At 63.5% G+C, this 20,356-nt stretch carries 17 protein-coding genes; 12 read left to right on the top strand and 5 right to left on the bottom strand.

The genetic code is table 11. The features are described from left to right. Nucleotides 1-106: 106 nt before the first annotated feature. From ltnD to BOH68_RS09960, 6 genes are all read left to right on the top strand, one after another. Nucleotides 107-1,045 (top strand): L-threonate dehydrogenase, encoded by a 939-nt coding sequence (ltnD, locus tag BOH68_RS09985; RefSeq protein WP_103751359.1) that lies wholly within the window; start codon nucleotides 107-109, stop codon nucleotides 1,043-1,045. Next, a complete protein-coding gene (gene otnK / locus BOH68_RS09980) occupies nucleotides 1,045-2,397 on the top strand; it encodes a 3-oxo-tetronate kinase (protein WP_077371183.1) in 1,353 nt (450 codons plus the stop codon). Before ltnD ends, otnK begins: the two co-directional genes overlap by 1 nt. Further along, complete coding sequence (otnC, locus tag BOH68_RS09975; RefSeq protein WP_077371185.1) at nucleotides 2,394-3,047, top strand: 3-oxo-tetronate 4-phosphate decarboxylase; 654 nt, start codon at nucleotides 2,394-2,396, stop codon at nucleotides 3,045-3,047. The genes otnK and otnC overlap by 4 nt, the downstream gene beginning before the upstream one ends. 38 nt (nucleotides 3,048-3,085) lie before the next feature. Beyond that, nucleotides 3,086-3,898: a 2-oxo-tetronate isomerase gene (gene otnI / locus BOH68_RS09970; RefSeq protein ID WP_077371187.1), complete on the top strand. Its 813-nt coding sequence runs from the start codon at nucleotides 3,086-3,088 to the stop codon at nucleotides 3,896-3,898. 109 nt (nucleotides 3,899-4,007) lie between these two features. Then, nucleotides 4,008-5,003, top strand: a complete 996-nt coding sequence (gene denD / locus BOH68_RS09965) for a D-erythronate dehydrogenase (RefSeq protein WP_077371189.1) — start codon at nucleotides 4,008-4,010, stop codon at nucleotides 5,001-5,003. 155 nt (nucleotides 5,004-5,158) lie between these two features. Beyond that, nucleotides 5,159-6,535 carry a GntP family permease gene (locus BOH68_RS09960; protein ID WP_077371191.1) on the top strand — a complete coding sequence of 459 codons (1,377 nt, stop codon included), beginning with the start codon at nucleotides 5,159-5,161 and terminating at the stop codon, nucleotides 6,533-6,535. Between the two features lie 94 nt (nucleotides 6,536-6,629). On the opposite strand, the gene BOH68_RS09955 is transcribed toward BOH68_RS09960, so the two are convergent. Next, nucleotides 6,630-7,574 (bottom strand): hypothetical protein, encoded by a 945-nt coding sequence (locus tag BOH68_RS09955; protein WP_077371193.1) that lies wholly within the window; start codon nucleotides 7,572-7,574, stop codon nucleotides 6,630-6,632. A gap of 411 nt (nucleotides 7,575-7,985) precedes the next feature. Between BOH68_RS09955 and BOH68_RS09950 the strand changes: the two genes are divergently transcribed. The 3 genes from BOH68_RS09950 (at nucleotide 7,986) to BOH68_RS09940 (ending at nucleotide 11,293) form a co-directional block, all read left to right on the top strand. Next, nucleotides 7,986-8,321 (top strand): hypothetical protein, encoded by a 336-nt coding sequence (locus BOH68_RS09950; RefSeq protein ID WP_240499702.1) that lies wholly within the window; start codon nucleotides 7,986-7,988, stop codon nucleotides 8,319-8,321. Continuing rightward, the gene (locus BOH68_RS09945) at nucleotides 8,314-9,825 is read left to right on the top strand and encodes a sodium:solute symporter family protein (protein ID WP_077371197.1); all 1,512 of its coding nucleotides are present in this window, start codon (nucleotides 8,314-8,316) and stop codon (nucleotides 9,823-9,825) included. The genes BOH68_RS09950 and BOH68_RS09945 overlap by 8 nt, the downstream gene beginning before the upstream one ends. Before the next feature lie 241 nt (nucleotides 9,826-10,066). After that, the gene (locus BOH68_RS09940) at nucleotides 10,067-11,293 is read left to right on the top strand and encodes a GGDEF domain-containing protein (protein WP_077371199.1); all 1,227 of its coding nucleotides are present in this window, start codon (nucleotides 10,067-10,069) and stop codon (nucleotides 11,291-11,293) included. Here the strand turns inward: BOH68_RS09940 and BOH68_RS09935 are convergent. From BOH68_RS09935 to BOH68_RS09925, 3 genes are all read right to left on the bottom strand, one after another. Next, a complete protein-coding gene (locus tag BOH68_RS09935) occupies nucleotides 11,277-12,896 on the bottom strand; it encodes a sigma-54 interaction domain-containing protein (RefSeq protein WP_077371201.1) in 1,620 nt (539 codons plus the stop codon). The two genes, BOH68_RS09940 and BOH68_RS09935, sit on opposite strands and share 17 nt — an antisense overlap. A gap of 65 nt (nucleotides 12,897-12,961) precedes the next feature. Continuing rightward, nucleotides 12,962-14,395 carry a hypothetical protein gene (locus BOH68_RS09930; protein ID WP_077371203.1) on the bottom strand — a complete coding sequence of 478 codons (1,434 nt, stop codon included), beginning with the start codon at nucleotides 14,393-14,395 and terminating at the stop codon, nucleotides 12,962-12,964. 89 nt (nucleotides 14,396-14,484) lie between these two features. Next, nucleotides 14,485-15,654, bottom strand: coding sequence for an iron-containing alcohol dehydrogenase (locus BOH68_RS09925; protein ID WP_077371205.1), 1,170 nt, complete (start codon nucleotides 15,652-15,654; stop codon nucleotides 14,485-14,487). 342 nt (nucleotides 15,655-15,996) lie between these two features. Here BOH68_RS09925 and BOH68_RS09920 point away from each other — a divergent pair, with 342 nt between their 5' ends. From BOH68_RS09920 to BOH68_RS09910, 3 genes are all read left to right on the top strand, one after another. After that, nucleotides 15,997-17,091 (top strand): GlxA family transcriptional regulator, encoded by a 1,095-nt coding sequence (locus BOH68_RS09920; RefSeq protein ID WP_258038137.1) that lies wholly within the window; start codon nucleotides 15,997-15,999, stop codon nucleotides 17,089-17,091. 63 nt (nucleotides 17,092-17,154) lie between these two features. Beyond that, nucleotides 17,155-18,009, top strand: a complete 855-nt coding sequence (locus BOH68_RS09915) for a trimeric intracellular cation channel family protein (protein WP_077371207.1) — start codon at nucleotides 17,155-17,157, stop codon at nucleotides 18,007-18,009. Between the two features lie 160 nt (nucleotides 18,010-18,169). Beyond that, nucleotides 18,170-19,060 carry a LysR substrate-binding domain-containing protein gene (locus BOH68_RS09910; protein ID WP_077371209.1) on the top strand — a complete coding sequence of 297 codons (891 nt, stop codon included), beginning with the start codon at nucleotides 18,170-18,172 and terminating at the stop codon, nucleotides 19,058-19,060. Here the strand turns inward: BOH68_RS09910 and BOH68_RS09905 are convergent. Continuing rightward, a complete protein-coding gene (locus BOH68_RS09905) occupies nucleotides 19,017-20,348 on the bottom strand; it encodes a Y-family DNA polymerase (RefSeq protein ID WP_077371321.1) in 1,332 nt (443 codons plus the stop codon). The genes BOH68_RS09910 and BOH68_RS09905 overlap by 44 nt on opposite strands. Nucleotides 20,349-20,356: the final 8 nt, after the last annotated feature.

Raw genomic sequence — 20,356 nt, 5'->3', positions numbered from 1 at the left:
GTTAGCGCTAACATGGTAGCGCTAACATTCATGGAAGTGCAGATCGATGTCGCTGAAAGAGGCCGCCTTGATCGTCACTCGGAACAGGTTCAGCGGGAGACGCCAGATGACAGCAGTAACGACTTCACCAGTGATTGGCCTTGTCGGCCTCGGCGCGATGGGAATGGGCAGTGCGCGCGCCATGCTGGAAGCAGGCCTGGACGTGATTGGCTGTGATATCTCGCCTGATGCCTGTCAGGCGTTTGACGCGGCAGGGGGGCGCACGGTGGCCTCGCCGCTGGAACTGGCGGCCGAGTGTCAGGTGGTGGTGCTGGTGGTGGTGAATGCCGATCAGGTCGAGCAGGTGCTGTTCGGGGCCCAGGGCGAGGGGGGGCTGGCTGAGCGACTCGCGCCGGGTAGCCTGGTGATCCAGTGCGCCACCGTGGCGCCGAGCTTCGCGGGTGAACTGGAAACCCGCCTGAACGGCATGCAGCTGGAGCTGCTCGACGCCCCGATCAGCGGCGGCGCCGTCAAGGCACGCAGTGGTGAGCTGTCCGTGATGTCCTCCGGCAGTGACGCGGCTTACGTCAAGGCGGAACGCGTGCTGGCAGCGATGGCAGCCAATGTCTATCGGCTGGGCGACTGTGCCGGCCCGGGCTCGAGCGTCAAGCTGGTCAACCAGCACCTCGCCGGCGTTCACATCGCGGCGGCGGCAGAAGCCATGGCGCTGGGCATGAGCATGGGGATCGACCCCGACACCCTGTATGACGTCATCACCCATTCCGCGGGCAATTCCTGGATGTTCGAGAATCGCGTGCCGCACATCCTCAAGGGCGATTACACGCCGCTGTCGGCCGTCGACATCTTCGTCAAGGACCTGAACATCGTGCACAGCACCGGGCGCGAGCTGAAGCTTGCCATGCCGGTGGCCGGCAGTGCCCTGCAGCAGTTTACCGCTGCCAGTGGCGCCGGTTTCGGGCGCGAGGATGACTCGGCGGTCATCAAGGTCTATCAGCGTCTCGGCAGCTTCAGCCTGCCGGCCGCCAATGATGAAGGAGCGCAGTGATGGCGATCGTACTGGGCGGTATCGCCGATGACTTCACCGGCGCGACGGATCTTGCCAACAACCTAGTACGGGCCGGCATGCGCGCCGTGCAGGTGATCGGGGTCCCCCAGGACGCGCTGCAGGAAGGGACGGGGAGCGGGCTGGATCTCAGCGAAGTGGACGCTGTGGTCATCGCGCTCAAGTCGCGTAGCTGCCCGGTGGATCAGGCGATCAGTGAATCGCTGGCGGCGCTTGAATGGTTGAAGGCCCAGGGGGCTCGCCAGCTGTTCTTCAAGTACTGCTCGACATTCGATTCCACGCCGGAGGGCAATATCGGCCCGGTCGCCGATGCGCTGCTGGAGGCGCTGGACAGCGCACAGACCGCCTTCGTGCCGGCGTTCCCCATCAACGGGCGCAGTGTCTATCAGGGGCATCTGTTCGTGGGTGACCGTCTGCTCAATGACAGCGGCATGCAACATCACCCCCTCAACCCGATGACCGATGCCGACATCGTGCGCGTGCTGTCACGCCAGACGCCCCATGGCGTGGGGCTTCTCAACCACGCCACGTTGAGTGAGGGAGCGCCGGCCGCTGGTGAGCGACTTGCCACGCTGAAGGCGCAAGGAGTGCGTCATGTGGTCTGCGACAGTCTCGACGAGCGTGATCTCGAGGTACTGGCCGAGGCGCTGGTGGAGCACGCGCTGGTCACCGGTGGCTCTGGCCTCGCGCAGGCCTTGCCTGCCCAGTACCGGCGCAAGGGCTGGCTTGCGAAGATCGATGATGCGGCGGTCTTGGCCCCGGCGCAGGGCGCCGCGATGGTGCTGTCCGGCAGTTGCTCGCGCATGACGCTCAAGCAGGTGGCGCACTTCACCCAGCAGCATGCCGCCTTCGCGCTGGACCCCGTCAAGCTCAACGCGGGCGATGCCCACTTCGAGGCGGCACTCGACTTCGCCCGTGAGCAACTGGCGGCGGCGGACCCCCGGCCATTTCTGATCTACGCCTCGGCCGAGCCGGAAAGCGTCAAGGCGGCGCAGGCGTCACTGGGCGTCAAGCAGGCCGGTGAACTCATCGAGTGCGCCCTGGCCAGTCTGGCCAGCACGCTGGTGAGCGAAGGGGTCGGGCGCCTGCTGGTGGCGGGGGGAGAAACCTCCGGCGCGGTGGTCTCGGCACTCGACATCCGTGAGCTGCGCATCGGCGGTCAGATCGACCCCGGCGTGCCCTGGACACAGGCACCGCACCCGGCCGCCGGCCCCTCGCGGCCGGAGGCGATGCTCTCGCTGACCCTCAAGTCCGGCAACTTCGGCGGCGAAGACTTCTTTACCCGGGCATTCGATGTCCTCGATGCCATGAATCCTCGCGAGGAGACCGCATGAGTCAGTCACGGCACGACATCAACGTGTTGCGTGAGCAGATCGCCACCTACGGCAAGTCACTGTTCGACCGCGGCCTGACCATGGGCTCCAGCGGCAACATCAGCCAGCGGCTGGACGATGGCGGCTGGTTGATGACGCCGACCAATGCCTGCCTCGGGCGCTTGGACCCGGCGCGCATCTCGCGCCTGGATGCCCAGGGCGTGTTGATCGATGGCGACGCGCCGACCAAGGAGCACTTCCTGCATCGCGCCATGTATGACGAGCGCCCGCAGTCGGGTGCCATCGTCCACCTGCATTCGACCCACTCGGTGGCGGTGTCCTGCCTGCCGGATGTGAATCCGTGTGAGTGCATTCCGCCGCTGACGGCCTATTACGTGATGCGGGTCGGCAAGCTGCCGCTGGTGCCTTACTACATGCCGGGCGACCCCGCGCTGGGCGATGCCGTGCGTGGCCTGGCCGGCAAGCATTGCGCCGTGCTGCTGGCCAATCATGGCCCGGTGGTGGCCGGCAAGACCCTGGAAGCGGCGGTCTATGCCACCGAGGAGCTTGAGGAAACCGCCAAGCTGTTCCTGCTGCTGCAGGGCAAGAATCCACGTGGGATGACCCCGGAACAGGTGGCGGAACTCGAAGCCAAATTCGGGCGCCCATGAGTGATGACCTCTTCGTCTGTGACATCCAAGGATCTGACATGACCCGATTGGCCGCCAATCTCAGCATGCTGTTCACCGAGCATGACTTTCTTGATCGCTTCGCGGCTGCGGCCGACAGCGGTTTTCGCGGGGTCGAATATCTTTTCCCCTATGCCTATTCCCCGGAAGAACTGCGCGCAAGGCTTGATGCACACCAGCTGTCGCAGGTGCTGTTCAATCTGCCGCCGGGCGACTGGGAGGCCGGTGAGCGCGGCCTGACCTGTCTGCCGGGCCGCGAGGAGGAGTTCCGGGCCTCGGTGGCCGAGGCGATTCGCTATGCCGAAGCGCTCGATTGTCCCCGCGTGCATGCCATGGCGGGGCTGGTGCCGGAGGGGGCGGATGACGCCATGCGCGCGCGCTGCACCGAGACCTACCTCAGCAACCTGCGTTACGCCGCCGCAGAGCTTGAGAAGGTCGGCAAGACACTGCTGATCGAACCGATCAACCCGCGCGACATGCCCGGCTTCTATCTGAGTGGCCAGGCGCAGGCACGCGAGATTCTCGCCCGGGTCGGCGCCGCCAACCTCAAGGTGCAGTTCGATCTCTACCACTGCCAGATCGTCGAGGGCGACCTGATCCGCAATCTGGAAGCGCAGTTCGCGCACATGGGCCATGTGCAGATCGCCGGCGTGCCGGACCGTCACGAGCCGGATGTGGGGGAAGTGCACTATCCGGCGCTGTTCGCCCGGCTGGAAAGCCTGGGCTACGACGGCTGGATCGGCTGTGAATATCGTCCACGCGGTGAGACGCGCGCAGGCCTCGGCTGGGGACAGGCTTTCGGGCTCAACGACGGCCTGTCCGGCACCGCCTGATCATCAGACAAGCCAGCAACAACGCCGATAACACCAATAACGCCAACAACCACAACAACGACAATACGCCATGGGCCGTCATGCCGACGGCTGGCAAGGAGTCCACACGATGCACGTCATGATTACCGGCGCCGCCGGATTCCTCGGTCAGCGCCTGACCGAGGCCCTGATCGACAAGGGCAGCTTGAACGGCCAGCCATTGTCACGCCTGACCCTGCTGGATCAGATCGAGGCACCACGTCCCGAGGCGGCGTTATGTCTGGCAGCCGAACCGGCCACCTCGCTGGATGTCGAGATCATCGCCGGCGACATCGCCGATGCCGAGGTGCTTGATCGCTGTCTGGCCGGTGAGCCTGCGGTGATCTATCACCTGGCAGCCGTGGTCAGCTCGGCGGCCGAGGCGGATCTGGCACTCGGCATGCGCGTCAATTTCGACGCGACTCGCCTGCTGCTGGAAGGCTGCGCGGCGCGCGGGTTGAGCGATACCCGACTGGTGATGGCCAGTTCGGTCGCCGCCTACGGGGGCGATCTCCCCGAGACGCTGAGCGACATGACTGCCCTGGTGCCGCAGAACTCCTACGGCACCCAGAAGGCGATGTCGGAGCTGCTGATCAATGATTACAGCCGTCGCGGTCTGGTGGATGGCTGCGTGCTGCGCCTGCCCACCATCATCGTGCGCCCGGGGCGCCCCAACGCGGCGGCCTCGAGCTTCGCCTCCTCAATCCTGCGCGAACCGCTCAATGGCGAAACCGCCATCTGCCCGGTACCGACCGAGCTTGAGATGTTCGTGATGTCGCCGCGTCGCGTGGTCGCGGCCCTGATCCAGGGTGCGGAAGTGCCGGCGGCTGATTTCGGCCTCTCGCGCTGCTTCATGCTGCCGGGCATCACCGTCAGCGTCGCCGAGATGCTCAAGGCGCTGGCAGATATCGCCGGCGAGCAGGCGCTGGCCCTCGTCAAGCATGAGCCTGACCCGCGGATCACCGCCATCGTCGGCAGTTGGCCGGCGCGCTTTGACACCCGCAAGGCGCGTGCGCTGGGCTTCGTCGGCGATGCCGACCTGCACGAGATTCTCAATGCGTATCGCGACGAGAGCGCCATCGCCTAGCCAGCGTTCGGGCATCTCATCCAGGACGAGCTCGCCAGACACCTTCGCCAGACCTGCTCGTCACACCAGTACGTCAATAACAACGATCGGTGACATGCCAGCCGGCAGCGCCGACACCGCACGCCACACAATAACAATCGACAGGAGCATCACCCATGACAGACGCCGCCGTCGCGGGGCCACAGGTCATCATCGGCCTGGGTATCGCCATCTTCGTCATGATCTATCTGGTTTTGAAGACCCGCGTGCATGCCTTGCTGGCCTTGATCATCGCCGCCTCTCTGGCGGGGTTGATCGGTGGCATGCCGCCCAATGAGGTGATCAGTGCCATCACCACCGGCTTTGGCAAGACGCTTTCCACCATCGGTCTCGTGATCGGCTTCGGCGTGATGATGGGGCGTGTGCTGGAGGTGACCGGTGCCGGACAGCGCATGGCCTATGCCATCCTCAATCTGCTGGGCAAGAACAAGGAAGAGGCCGCGATGGCGCTGACGGGCTACATCGTCTCCATCCCGATCTTCTGTGATTCGGCCTACGTCATCCTCAACCCGCTGGTGCGTTCACTGGCGCGCAACAGCGGACGCTCGGTGATCGGTCTGGGCATCGCGCTGGCGGCTGGCCTGATCATCACCCACTCTAGCGTGCCACCGACCCCGGGTCCGCTGGGCGTGGCGGGTATCTTCGGTGTCGACATCGGTCTGATGATCGGCTGGGGCCTGGTGATCACCGCTCCTGCGCTGATCGCACTCGTCATCTACGCCCGTATCATGGGCCCGCGCATCGAGGCGATGCTGGAGGCCCAGCCGGGTGGTTTCGAAGGTAGCGTCAAGCATGACACCGACAGCATGCTGCCTGAATCGGAGCTGCCTTCCCTGCTGATGTCCTGCATGCCGATCGGCCTGCCCATCGCGCTGATCTTCCTCAACACGCTGGTCAGTGCCGTGATGGGCGATACCAGCAATGCGCTCACCAGTACCATCGCCTTCATCGGCAACCCGGTGATCGCCGTGGGCATCGGCGTGCTGGTCGCCATCTATGGCCTGATGCCGAAGACCCCCAAACAGGAAGTGTTCGATCATCTGGAAAAGGGCGTCGAGACGGCGGGGATCATCCTGCTGGTCACCGGTGCCGGTGGTGCACTGGGCTCGGTACTGCGTGCCAGTGGCGGAGGCGATTACATCGCCATGCAGGTCGCGGCACTGGGGCTTCAGCCGCTGTTGATCCCGTTCATCATCGCAACGCTGGTGCGCTTCATCCAGGGGAGCGGCACGGTGTCGATGATTACCGCAGCCTCGATCTCCGCGCCGATCCTGATGGGCATGCCGGACGTCAACATGGTGCTGGCCGCGCAGGCCGCCTGTATCGGCGCGATGTTCTTCAGCTACTTCAATGACAGTTATTTCTGGGTCGTCAATCGCATGCTCGGCGTCAAGAGCACCAAGCATCAGATGCTGGTGCTGACCTTGCCGACGACACTCGCCTGGGCCATTTCCATCATCACGCTGTTGATGCTCAACGCCATCGTCGGTTGAGCCAGTCAGGACAGTCTTTCGCCTCAAGAACGCCGGGCCTCATCGAGGTCCAGCGTTGCTGTGTTGAGCAGCGTGTTCTTGAGTCGTGTATCCATCAGCCCTTGAGCTGCTCCTGATAATCGATCATGTCGCTCTTGCCGATCAGCGCCTTTCGGGTCTTGAGATAGATCACCGGGAAGGACAGCACCAGGCAGAGACATGCGGCCCACCAGGGGTAGGTCAACCCGGGACCCAGCCCCTCGGAGAAGTGATCGATGAGGGCGATGATGAGGGAAGAGAGGAAAGGCAGCATGAGCAGAAGCACCATGACCAGAGCCAGCAGAGGTTTCCTCATCCTGCGTCGCCAGAAGAAGTGCTTGCCGTACTTCTCGAGGACACCATCGATGTTGATCTTGTCGTCATATTGCAGCACGACCATGTAGCCGTGGTCTGGGCTTCCCTGGCGCGCGAGTCTCAAGAACGGGAAGAGAGTCCGAAACGGTGGCGATACGCCGTCAGGAACATGGGCACCAATGACGGATATCTCCTCGCCAAGGGCTGGACGGACGATGGCGTCAGCCCCGGGCGGCAAGATCAGGCGGGTATTGCCCAGATAATAGTGGCGAGTGGTGATCTTTCTGGGGTTGCTGGAGTGATAGCTGATGCCTTCATGTGTCTGTTTCCATCCCTGTCTTTGAAATCTATCCTCGATGATCGAGTCCGGAGGGGTAGTGGGGGTCGAGGATGTCACTTCCTCAAGTTGCCCGGTCATCCGTCCTGCCGTCGGTGGCACGCCATGACGGGCGTGGTAGGGCAGGCTCATGAGAAACAGGCCCACCCACACGATGACGATCACCACCAGGTCGGCAGGCCAGGGAAGGCTGTCCTTCTCCGGGAAGAGCAATGGCGCCATCAGGAATACGCATGAAAGACCCACCAGCAGGATGCCTACCAGCGCCAGGCTCCAGGCGGTATATAGCTTGCGTCTGCGGATCGGGGCGACATATTCCTGTTCGTGTTGAGTGAAATATCGAATGTCCTTTTCGAAGATGGGGGTCACGGTACCAATGCCTTGTCGGTAGATGAGGGAGAGCTCGCTCAGCGCGCTACAAGTGAGCGAGGCGTCTCAAGAGGTGGCTCTCGGCAGAATTTCTGCTCAGGATGCCCGGGGATCAAGCACCTCTCGATGCTCCCTGGTTGAATGCGTCTTGTCTGATGAAAGATCGCGCGAACGCTACCACAGCCAGCCGATGCCCTCCATTCAGGGCTGGTGGAAACTCATCGCATCCGCATGACCGGACTCTGCCCTGACTCTGACCTGACTCTGAACGGATGAGGAGATCGAGCATGGCCACTGACATCCCCGGCGGTCAGACCTTTTACCCTCATGGCAACTCCCCAGCCGCGCTTCAAGCGGCTACACTGCGCGCCGAGATTTTTCATTCACTCCCTGTTCATATCGGAGCTTGTCTTGGCTACGCCTGACACCTCGTCGTCTTCCTCTCCTTCCTCCGCGCCGGACACCGGCGAGGTTGCCTCCACGTCACGCCTGCCATGCGTCGTCATGCCTGCCAGCTGGCGGGGCTGGAGTCTCTTGGCGGTCTTTCTGCTGTTGATCGCGCTGGGTATCTGGCCGGTGATCGGCTGGGTCAATCAGCAGAGCTCGCTGTGGGGCATGCCGTCGTTGATCCTCTGGAGCTACCTGATCATCTTCGCCTGCAGCGGGGCCATGCTGCTGGGCAATCGTCTGTTGCCGGATGAAGAGGATGGCGCACCGCGCGAGGATGAGAGGGCGTCACATGAGTGAGTCACTGACTCTCACGTCCTGGCAGGGCAGCGTGCCGCTGATGATGACCCTGGGCTATATCGCGCTGGCGATGCTGATCGGGTTGGGCGCGCGCGGCGGCCGACGCATGGATTCGCTGGAGCAGTGGGGTGTGGCCGGCCGCTCGATGGGGCCGATGACACTGTATCTGTTGATCGCGGCGGGCAGCGTGAGTGCCTACACCTTCATGGGCGCGCCGGGCTGGGCCTACAGCAAGGGAGTGCCGGTCTTCTATGTCGCGATCTATCTGGCCTATCTGGCGCTGGTGGCCTGGTACTTCGGGCCCAAGGTGTGGAAATTCGGTGAGCAGTTCGGGCATGTCACCCAGGCAAGCGCGATCGCGGATCGCTATCAGAGCCCCGCACTCGGCGCGCTCTCGGCGCTGGTGATGTCGATCGCCTCGGTGGCCTATGCGGTGCTGCAGACCATCGGCTCGGCCTACATCCTGCTGGTGATGAGCGGGGGGCGTATCCCGCTGTGGGCCGGCGTGCTGCTGGTGCTTGCGGCGATCGCCGTGTATCTGTTCGTCAGTGGTCAGCGCGCCATCGGGCGTACCAATGTCTTCCAGGGCGTGCTGATGGTGGTGGTGGCATGGGTCATCGGCCTGTGGGCGGCGCACCTGGCCACGGGGGAGTGGGGCTTCAGCGGAGTGTTCGAGCGCCTCGAGCGGTCACATCCCGAGTATCTCCGCCTGCCGGGGGCGGGAGGCGACATGAGCTTCAGCTTCTGGACCACCTCGATCATCGTCTCGATGCTGTCCTTCATGCCACCGGTGTGGACGCAATGGATGAGCGCCTCCTCCGCGCAGACCATCCGCCGCAGCGCCAGCTGGCTGCCGACCTACTACGTGGTGATCCTGCCGCTGGTGGTGGTGGGCTTCATCGGCATCTTCAGCCTGCCCGAGCTTGAGCGTGCCGATACGGTGGTGCTGGAGTACGCGATGGCCAACATGCCGGTCTGGCTGGTGGGGCTGCTGGGGGCGGGGACGCTGGCTGCCTCGATGTCCTCCAGCGAGCCCTTCATCCATTCGGTAGCCCTGAGCCTGAGCCGGGATGTGCTGCAGCCCGGGTTCAAGCTCAGTGATGCACGCGCCGGCCAATGGGCACGGTGGCTGATCTTCCCGGTGATGTTTCTGATCATCGCGCCGCTGGCCATCATCGAACCGGGCAATCTGGTGATGATCCTGCTGATCGGGCTGGGCTTTGCCTCCCAGGTGCTGCCGGCGTTTCTCGGCATGTTCTTCTGGCCGCGTGCCTCGGCAGCCGGTGTGTCTGCAGGCATCTGCGCCGGCTTTGTCGTCACGGTGCTGTTGACCATCGTCTGGCCGCATCCGCTCGGGATTCACGCCGGTTTCTGGGGCCTGATGCTCAATCTACCGGTCTTCGTGCTGGTCTCGCTGATCACGCGTCCCGTGGACGAGGCCGTCACGCGGCGCTTCTTCCGGATTGCGGCGCCGTGGCGCTTTTCATTGCCTGCCGATCGCTGAGGGCGCACTGCCGATTGTCGCCTGCAGGGGGAGAATCTCGGGTGATGAGCGAGACGGGAGGGACCCCGTCGCCTCGTCCCACCCGCCGGGGCGTGGGGGCAATGTCCGAGGCCTCGAATATTTGGACAATCGTTTGACAAGCGTGAACGATTGTCACGTTTGGCCCGCATGCCTTATTCACCGGTGTCGCCTTGTATAGAGTGTGATCATTGATTGACTGTCCTCAAGGGAGGGGGCGTGGATGAATGATCTGATGGTACAGGTGGACAGGCAGATACACCGCAACGGCGGGCTGGGTATCGACTTCCCGGACGAGATCGAGGCGCGGTTCGAGCGGGATATCCACGCAGAGCGCAGTCACAAGCTTGTCTGCATGGGGGCGGTGGCGATCAGCATCTACCTGCTGTTTCTGATCAATGACTGGCGCTTTCGGCCGGATCACATGCTGGAAGCCATCATCATCCGGGTCGGAGTGATGACGCCCATCGCGTTGTTCTGTATCTACCTGCTCAAGCGCGGTGTGTCGCCGGTGTTGCGCGAGATGCTGATGACCGCTCTCGTGTGCTTCGCGATGATCTTCACGGCCCTGTTGATCCAGTTGTCAGTGTCACCGCATTCCTTTCTGGATCTGTTCGCGCTCGGGCTCATCGTGCTGGTGGGAAATGTCCTGTTCCAGCTGCGTTTCTGGTACGCCCTATGTTCCTCGGCCTTCCATTTCTGCGTGATGCTGTACCTGGTCACCGCCCATCCTGCCCCCTATGAGTCGGCAGGGTTCATGGCGTTGATGGTGTTCTTCTCCATCACGCTGTTTTCCATCATCTCCAATCTGCGCAGCGAGAAGGCCGAGCGGCTTTCCTACCTGTTGCTGCTGCGCGAGCAGTTGCGGGTCGAGGAGTTCACGGAGAAGAATGAAGAGTTTCGGCGACTTGCCTCCATCGACCCCCTGACGGAAGTCTACAACCGCCGCCACTTCGACAGCCTGGTGAGTTCCCTGATCGGCAAGCAGGTCGATCGCCGACTCCAGTACGGCGTCGCCATGATCGATGTCGATCAGTTCAAGGCCTACAACGATCACTACGGTCACGTGAAAGGCGATGTCTGCCTCAAGCGCATCGCGACGGCCATCTTCGAAAGCGTGCACCCCGATGTCGACATCGTGGCGCGTTTCGGGGGGGAGGAGTTCGTGGTGCTGCTGCCATCGTGCTCCCCGCAAGCGGCGCTGGCGCGAGCGGAGGAGATTCGCGAGCATGTCAGCGGACTGGCGCTACCGCATGCGGGCAATCCGCAGCAGGGGATCGTCACCATCAGCGTGGGGGTCTCCGCCGCTGGCAGCGGGGAGGATTACGACTTCGAGAATATCCTGAATCAGGCGGATGAAGCGCTCTATCACGCCAAGGCCAGAGGCAGGGACCGCTGCGTGCTGTCACCTCGCTCGCTGCCCGAGACCACGGTCACTGCTGACGCCTGATGGCGTACTTCTGCATCTTCTTGACCAGTGTCGATTGATTGATGCCCAGCGAGGAAGCGGCAGCACGCGTCGTGGCATGTCGCTCGAGCGCCCGGTGGATCAGTTCCCGCTCCAGGGCCTGGGTGCATTGCGTGAGTGTGGCGTGGTTCTCGCGCACTCCGGCAGGTATCGTCGCAGCGACAGAGGGAGCCGCGAGACCGCCTGGCCCCAGGCATTCGGCGGGCAGCATGTCCGTGGTGATGAGCATCTGGTGGGTGGTGACGACCAGTCGCTCGACCAGGTTGATCAGCTCACGGATGTTGCCCGGCCACTGATGCGAGGCCAGCAGTTCCAGCACCTCGGGATCGAAGTGGCGAACGCGGGCATGGCGTTGGCAGAAGTGACCCAGATAGTGGCGTAGCAGCGGGATGACCTCACCACGGCGCTCGCGAAGCGGGGGCAGCGTGATGGGGACGACGCTGAGGCGATAATAGAGGTCTTCGCGAAAGCGCCCCTCCCTCACGCGAGCGGCCAGGTCATGATGTGACGCGGTCAGCAGGCGCACGTTGGTCCGCCTGAGTTCGGTTCCCCCCACGGGCATGAAACGTTGCTCCTCGACGACCTTCAGCAGCTTGGCCTGCAGCGAGAGTGGCAGGTCGCCAATCTCGTCGAGAAACAGCGTGCCACCATTGGCCACATCCAACAGCCCCTGTTTCCCCCGGGCATTGGCACCGGTGAAGGCCCCGGGCGCATAGCCGAACAGTTCCGCCTCCAGCAGTCCTTCGGGCAGGGCGGCACAGTTGAGTTCCAGAAACACGCCGGCAGAGCGTTCGCTGTGCTCGTGAAGATAGCGGGCCAGCAATGTCTTGCCCGTGCCCGTCTCGCCCTGGATCAGGACCTTCACGTCGGTGGCGGCCACGCGTTCTGCCAGCGCGAAGCAAGCGGCCGTGGCCTCGCTGGTGACGAGTTCCAGTGCCTGCTCGTCGGTACCGGCGTTGACGCTGTAGGTCTCGTGCAGGGAGTGCAGCTGGCGAAGCTGTTCCTGGGCATGCTTGGCGCGCAGCAATTCGGTGATATCACGCACGCTGGTGACGACGTGACTCAAGGCGCCATCCCGCGCGTGCATGGGCAGGCCACTGACCAGGATCTTGCGGCCATCGTGCAGGCTCTGGACCAGAGTGACGGGCTTGCCGTCACGGATGACTTCCAGAGAGACCGACTTGGAGATATAGCCTCTGCGCACCAGTTCCTGCATGTGCCGGCCCAGCACATCACTGCGCTTGAGCCCCGTGATGCGCTCATAGGCCTGGTTGATGGCCACGGTCACCCCGAGGGCGTCGGTGATGTAGACCCCGTCGTGCAAGGCATCCAGCACTCGCTGCACCGGAACCTCGGCCAGCAGGTTCGTGGCGGTGTCCGATGGGCCGTCCGGCCCGGCGGCGAGGGTGCGCTGATTCGACCGGGCGAGGCGTTCCTTGCGCTCGGCGGCGGATTCCACTTCCTGGCGCGTCAAGACGCCGATCACCTCGCCGCGGGTGTCGATGACCTCGACGGCCTCCAGTGACTGACGTTCCAGCAGTGCCAGCGCCGCTTCCAGCTTGAGATCCTGTTCCACGTTCTGCATTGAGGGTTCCCCTGACAGAAGCCCCCGCGCGCTCAGGCGGCGGGGGGCCATGGGGTAACGATACGTCAATGCGAGGATGTCGTGGAAACGGTTGGCGTCACGTCACTGGCGGGAGCGTCGATATCGCCCTTGCCGAGATCGCGGCTGAAGGTCTCGTCGTTTTCCCCCGAGAAGAAGCGCTTGCCGTAGATCAACAGGCACAGGGCGATCCCGATTCCGAAGGCCCAGGCGGCGCCCTTGATCACCAGAACGGCGGCGATCACGCCGGCAATGCCGAGGTCACGCTGGCTGCGGGCTTCGAGAATCCCCAGTCGCACGCTGACATAGCCCTGGATCAACAGGGTCAGCGCCAGCGCGATCCCCAGAATGGGCTGGACCAGACTGACGATGGGCAGCAACAGCAGGCCGGTATTCGTGCCCCAGCGGAAGGAGCCTGAGCCCCCGAACAGCGAGTGCATCGCCTGCTTGCCTTCCTTGTAGCGCTCGACCACGACGACCTGCATGGCGGCCCACAGCGGCCCGCACATGGTGACGTCCGGACCGAACAGACTCATCAGCGTATTGCGGCCACCGAAGATCATGTGGGCACGGTTGGCGTCGTAGTCGATCTTCTCGTCAGGCCGTGACTCATCGGCTTCCTCGACCAGCGCCTTGGATTGCAGGACATCGCCGAACAGCACGATATAGGCGGCCAGTACGGTGGGCAGGGCGGTCAGGAACATCGACAGCGGCGGCAAGCCCACGCCAAAGACGGTGTACTGGCTGAACATGGTCACGAAGTCCGGCTGACTGAAGCCCCACTGCACGTCAGGCCAGGCGGCCTCGCCGACCAGCGGTGCGACGATGATCGCCAGCAGGATGATCGGGAAGATTCCCAGCTTGCCCAGGTTGCCCCAGAACGGATTCGAGGTCTTCAGCCTTGCGAAGTGGCGCGAGAAGATGATGTAGAACGCCAGACCCACGGCGATGCTGATGGTGATGGGATAGGTGTCGAAGCGTCCGCCTTCCTTGAAGACCACGCTGATCGCGGCCAGGCCTGCCCCCATGATGATGCCGGCCTTGATGGCCGAGGGAATCAGATTGACCACCTTGCTGGCCAGCCCCGTTCGTCCGAGCACGATGGCCAGTATCCCGAGCATCAGCTGGAAGGCGATCAGGGCATGCACCCGCGTCTCGCCCTCGGGGAAGGTGGCCACATAGGCCATCAGCAGAGGGATGGCCGGCGTGATCCAGCCGGGAATGACCGGGTCGCCCAGCAGATGGTGAACGAGATACAGCAGCCCGTTGAGCATCACGATCGCCAGGGCGGCTTCAAACGGCATGCCCAGCAGCTCCGTCATCAGCGGGATGGCGGCGAGATCCACCGCGCACATCAGAAGTCCCTGCAGATAGTCGGGCAGCTCGAATCGGTAGTGCAGGAAGGGCAGGCGAATCTTGAAAGGCCCCAGGGCGTAGTAGGGGCTTTCCTCTCCGGGTTGGCGGGTTTTCCAGTGGCTCATGATGGCGTTCCTGTTGTTATCGTTATTCATCTTCACCTGGGGTGGAGATGGTGTTCACGAGAAGGGGCAGTGCTCATGCCTGGCGGGCTTCACCAGGCGGCGCGATAGATGCACTCGATGTCGTGCTGGGTCAGTTGGCGCGGATTGTTGCGCAGCAGGCGTTCCACCTTGACTGCATCTGCCGCAAGCGAAGGAATATCCTTTTCGGAAATGTCGAAATGGCGCAGGCCACTGGGGATGTCCACGTCTCGGCACAGCTGGTGCAGGCGCTCGACGACCAGTTCGGCCGCGGCCTCATCCTTGAGTGCATGATGCGCAGTATCCAGTGCCTCAGCGATATCCCGGAAGCGTTCGACGCAGGCCAGCGCATTCCAGCGCATCACATGCGGCAGCAGCAGGGCGTTGGTCACGCCATGGGGCAGGTGGTAGCGCCCGCCCAGCGGGTAGGCCAGGGCGTGGACCGCACCGACCCCCGCATTGCCGAAGGCCATGCCTGCCAGCAGACTCCCCGTGGCCATGGCTTCACGCGCCTCGAGATTGCCGGGATTGGCATAGGCCTTGGGCAATGCCTTGATGATCAGGCGCATGGCCTTGATGGCCAGCGCATCGGTGATGGGCGTGGCGAAGTTGGACAGGTAGGCCTCGATGGCATGCACCAGAGCATCGACGCCGCTGGCGGCAGTGACATGGCGGGGACAGCTGACCGTCAGCTCCGGGGCGACGATGGCGACGTCCGGCAGCAGGTAGTCATTTACGATACCTTTCTTCATGCGTGCTTCGGTGTCAGACAGAATGCCGATGTTGGTGACTTCGGAGCCGGTGCCTGCCGTGGTCGGCATCGCGATCAGCGGTGCACCACGCACACGGGCCTTGTCTTCCCCGAACAGGCTTTCCAGATCGCCGTCATGGGTGGCGTATACCGCCACGCATTTGGCGATGTCCATGGCGCTGCCGCCGCCCAGCGCGATCAGGCCATCGCACTGCGCCTCGAGGTAGACGCTCATGCAGTCCTCCACGATGTGCACTTCCGGCTCGGCACTGACCTCGCTGAAGATGCGGTAATGGGTCAGCTGGCCATTGGCCTTCAGTACATCGAGCTGATCCGTGATCGGCTTGAGGGTACCCGATCCCAGCACACCGGGGTCGGTGACCACCATCGGGCAGCGCATGCCCAGGCGAAGGATTTCTTCACTGAGGCGTGATGAGGCCTGTTGGCCCGTTATCAGGCGGTGGGCGGATTTGAAGCTGGCGATGCTCATGGCGATATCCTGTCCTGGATGACATGGGGAGAGGCGCTGGTTGGCGTCTCCTGTCATGATGGATAGCAAATGGCATGCCAGTTTCTTGCTCTTTGCAAGCCACTGAATTCAATGGGTTTTTATTGAGTTTTCGCCTAAGGTCGCTACGCCCAAGGTCGATATTCTGATGCCATATGGAATCACTCGCGTGGCTTGAGTGATGCGTTATGTCATCAGACGCGATGCGATGATGGCAGGTGACAGACGATCGAAAGCCGCGATTCTGCACGGGTCACTGGTCTCTTTTCTCCAATGTCATTATCGTTTGATGAAAACCGCCGAAGGATTGATGAAAATCGCCATATGCCTGATACCCCGACCGCGCTGGACATGAAGCCCTTGAGCACTGGCGCGCATCCCTACCCGCGGCCGGACTCACCACCCGTGCTGGCGCCCGGCGCCGCCGAGAATACGCTGAATGTCTGGCTGGTACCGCGCTTCTCGATGTTGACGCTGTTCTGCCTGCTCGAGCCCTTGAGGGTCGCCAATCGCTTCGGGCGGGATCTGTTCGCCTGGCGGCTGTTGTCAGCGGATGGTGAGGCGGTGGTGGCCAGCAATGGGGTCCGTATCGATGTCGATGGTCGCCTCGATCAGCTGATGACGGGGGCGCCCCGCCAGGCACCGGAAGCGGTGTGTGAACAGACCTCGGCGTCCATGGCCCGGATGCGCCTGATGGTGGTGTCGTCCTATGAGCCAGAAGCGAGTGTCGACAGTGAGTCGCGTGCCGTGCTGCGTTGGCTGGCGGCCCATGGTGCCTGGCTGGGGGGACTGGATACCGCCCCCTTCATTCTGGCGCGGGCCGGTGTGCTGGCGGGGCATCCGGTGGCGTTGCACTGGGAAAGCGTGCCGGCCTTTCAGCAGGAGTTTCCTGAGCTGGACGTCAGCTCGGCCCCTTATGAATGGCAGGGTGAGCGTCTGACCGGCTCCGGCGGGGCGGCCAGCATCGACATGATGCTGGCCTGGATCGAGCGGCTCTATGGCCCTTCGCTGGCCGATGCCGTGGGACGTCAGATCATGCACCAGCGCACGGCCGTGAACGTGGAGAGCCCGACTCCGCGCGATTCGTCGTTGCCGCGCAGTGTCGTGCGGGCGCTGGCAGTGATGGAGGCCAATCTTGCCCAGGCCCTGCCCATTCCGGTGGTCTGCCGGCTCGCGGGGCAGTCACAGCGCCAGCTGACGCGCCTGTTCGTGGCGCAATTCGGCGAGACACCCAAGCAATGCTATCTCGGCATGCGTCTGGATCATGCGCAGCGGGTGCTCGCCGACAGTCGGGTCAGTGTCTCCCAGGCGGCCTTTGCCACGGGATTCACCCATCTGGCGCACTTTTCTCGTGCCTATCAACAGCGTTTCGGTGAGGCGCCCAGCGTGACGGCGCGTCGCGGACTGGCCGCTGAATGAACGGCCATCACGCTCGCGTGTGGCGCATGAATGACAGTTTCGTCGTCTGAGGATGCTATGGGTATGAACTGGATAACCTGGCTGGATCTGGCCGGTGTGATGATCTTCGCGCTGACAGGCGTCGTCGTGGCCTGTCGTTCGCGGATGGACCCGATCGGCATGCTGGTGCTCGGCGCCGTGACCGGTATCGGCGGCGGCACCCTGCGTGATCTGGTGCTGGGCATCAGGCCGGTGTTCTGGGTCGAGCAGCCGGTCTATCTCTGGGTGATCCTGCTCACGGTGGGCGTGGCGACATTGGGCTTTCACTACATCCACCGTCTGACGCGGGTTTTTCTGCCCGTGACGGATGCCTTCGGCCTTGCGCTGTTCACCGTGCTGGGCGCTCACAAGGCCCGCATGATGGGGGTAGAGGGCATCGTTGTCGTGGTGATGGGCACCATGAGTGGCGTGGCAGGCGGCATGATCCGGGATGTACTGGCGCGCCGCGTGCCGATGGTGCTGCGTCAGGAAATCTACGCCTCGGCGTCGCTGGCGGGTGGGATTCTCTATATCGCGCTACTCGAGCTCGGGATGCCGCTTGCCTGGGCGACAGGCGCGGCCATCGTGATGGTATTGATGATTCGACTTCCGGCCATCTACTGGAATCTTACGCTGCCGACCTTCGCCTGGGTCATCATCCCGCCACCGGACCTGTCAGCGAGTGGTGAACCCCGCACGTCGGGCACGCCCTCAGACAATCAGCGCGAGCAGGGTGACGCCGAATTCGCCACCACCCTGGGGGGCTCAGTGGGGCTCAGCAAGCTCGAGGCCTCGATGAAGATCGACCAGCCCCCCGAGCCGCCGATGCTGCCACGTCGTACTCCCAAGGCCCGGGTGCGCATGCTGCGCCCCGGGGAGAGTCGGCGAGGCAGGAGCTGAGCACGGAAGGCCATGGCGTGATCGCTTGGAAGCGGTGCGTGATTGTAGTGCAAGAAGTGGCTGACAGGTGCCGATCATTGCGATTTCTGCAAGGATTCGGGCCGAACAAGGGGTCATCAAGGTCTGACAAGGACCATCGTCTTCTGGGAGAAGTTTCATCATGCGCAGTCGCTCACAAGACCTTGAATGGTTGCTGGCGGTGGTCGACAGCGGAGGGTTCAGTGCTGCCGCCAAGCAGCGGGATGTGCCCGTGGCCAAGGTGTCGCGGGCCATCCAGCGGCTGGAAAGCGAGCTTGAGACACCGCTGTTGACTCGTACCACTCGCAGCGTCGCCCTGACGGACGAGGGGCGTGCTTTCGTCGAGCGCATCAGGGAAGGGCTGCAGCAGTTGAGCGAGGCCGAAGACGTCTTGCGTCAGCAGCGTGATCAACCCAGCGGCCGTCTGCGGGTCGATGCCGCCAGTCCTTTCGTCCTGCATCAGCTGGTGCCGCTGGTAAGAGAGTTCGAGCGTCGCTATCCCGGCATTTCCCTGGAGCTTTCGGCGGGTGACGACATCATCAATCTGCTGGAGCAGCGCACCGATGTCGCCATTCGCATCGGCGAGCTCGAGGATTCGACCCTGCATGCCAAGGTACTGGGGCGCTCGACCCTGCACCTGGTCGCCAGCCCCGCTTATCTGGCAAGGCATGGCACGCCGACGAGCGTCGCGGCGCTGGCGTCGCATCGCCTGCTGGGATTCCTGCCGCCCAGTCGCCTGAATCGCTGGCCACTCAAGGGTGCGCCCCGGGAGCTGGAAACGACGCCGCACCTTTCCACCTCCAGCGGTGAAGTCATGCGCCAGCTATGCCTGGCCGGCCACGGCATCGCGCTGATCTCCCGCTTCATGCTCGCCGATGACCTGGCGTCGGGCGCTCTGGTGGAAGTGCTGCCGGGGCAGGTCCAGTCGCCCAATCCGCGTGAGCTGATCCAGGCGGTGTATTACCGCAACAGCACGCTCTCGCCCCGTATCAGTGCCTTTGTCGAGTTTCTTGCGTCGCGCCTGGCGTTGTAGGGAGCTGAGGGGGGCTCCCCAGTCGCTTCAGCTCCTGCCAGCGGGTGGTATAGCGTGAGCTGCGATGCGCGCAGCGCAGCTGCCAGGCGGCATCCGGGCGCGCGACGCCCAGACGCACGGTGCCACGGCCCATCTTCTGATTCATCGCATCCAGTGTCGCCATCAGCTGCTGGTTGCGTTCTCGTCTGGCGATATCGGCCTCGCTGTCGAGCAACGAGAGCTGCTCTCGGGGCTGGTCGATGAGGTCCAGCAGCATCACGCCTGCCTTCATGAAGCGATAGCCGCGCAGATAGATACGCTCGAGCGCCTGATGGGCGGCGGCGAGTATCTCGCGGCTGTCGCTGGTCGGTTCGGGGAGTTCGATGATGGTGCTGGGCGAGTATTGCGGGAGATCCGGGCGGTGGCGGTTGCTCTTGAGGAAGACCAGCACGGCACGTGTCTGGCTGCCCTGATGGCGCAGCTTCTCGGCGCCGCGCTGGGCGTGCTGGCGAATGGCATCCTTGAGCTCATTCATGTCATCGGTCATGCGGCCGAAGGAGCGTGAGGTCATGATGCGCTGACGGGCATCATCGGGGTCGTTCATCTCGAAGCAGGGCGTGCCTTGCAACTCGCGCACGGTGCGCTCCAGCACGACGGAATAGCGCTGACCGATGGCGCGCGGGTCCGCACAGCGCAGGTCCCAGGCGGTATGCAGCCCTTGCAGTGCCAGCCGTTCGACCAGGCGATGGCCCACGCCCCAGACATCGCCCAGCGGTGTGTCTTCCAGCAGGCGCTGGGTGCCGACTTCGGCAGGTTCCAGCACGCAGACGCCGCCGAATTCCGGCCGCTTCTTGGCGGTACGGTTGGCCAGCTTGGCCAGGGTACGAGTGGGGGCCACGCCGACACATACCGGGATGCCGGTGAACTTGCGCACATTGCGGTGCAGGGTACGACTCAGCGCCAGCATCGCGTTGCGGTCAAAGCCATCGAAGCGCACGAACATCTCGTCGATGGAGTAGGGTTCGACTCCCGCGCTGTATTCCTCCAGCACGTCGCGCACGCGCGCCGACATGTCGCCATACAGCTCATAGTTCGAGGAGAGCAGGTGGATGCGACCCTCGCGTACCAGGGATTGCAGCTGGAAGGACGGAGTCCCCATTTCGATGCCCAGCGCCTTGAGTTCCTGAGAGCGTGCGATCACGCAGCCGTCATTGTTGGACATCACCCCCACGGGGCGGCCTTCCAGGCGCGGATCAAAGACTCGCTCACAGCTGGCGTAGAAGTTGTTGCAGTCGACCAGCCCGATCATCGGCGCGC

The sequence above is a fragment of the Cobetia sp. MM1IDA2H-1 genome, from assembly GCF_002916775.2.
In the GTDB taxonomy this organism is placed as follows: domain Bacteria; phylum Pseudomonadota; class Gammaproteobacteria; order Pseudomonadales; family Halomonadaceae; genus Cobetia; species Cobetia marina.
The sequence above is the reverse complement of the archived record's forward strand: the minus strand, read 5'-3'. Positions and strand labels throughout refer to the sequence as shown.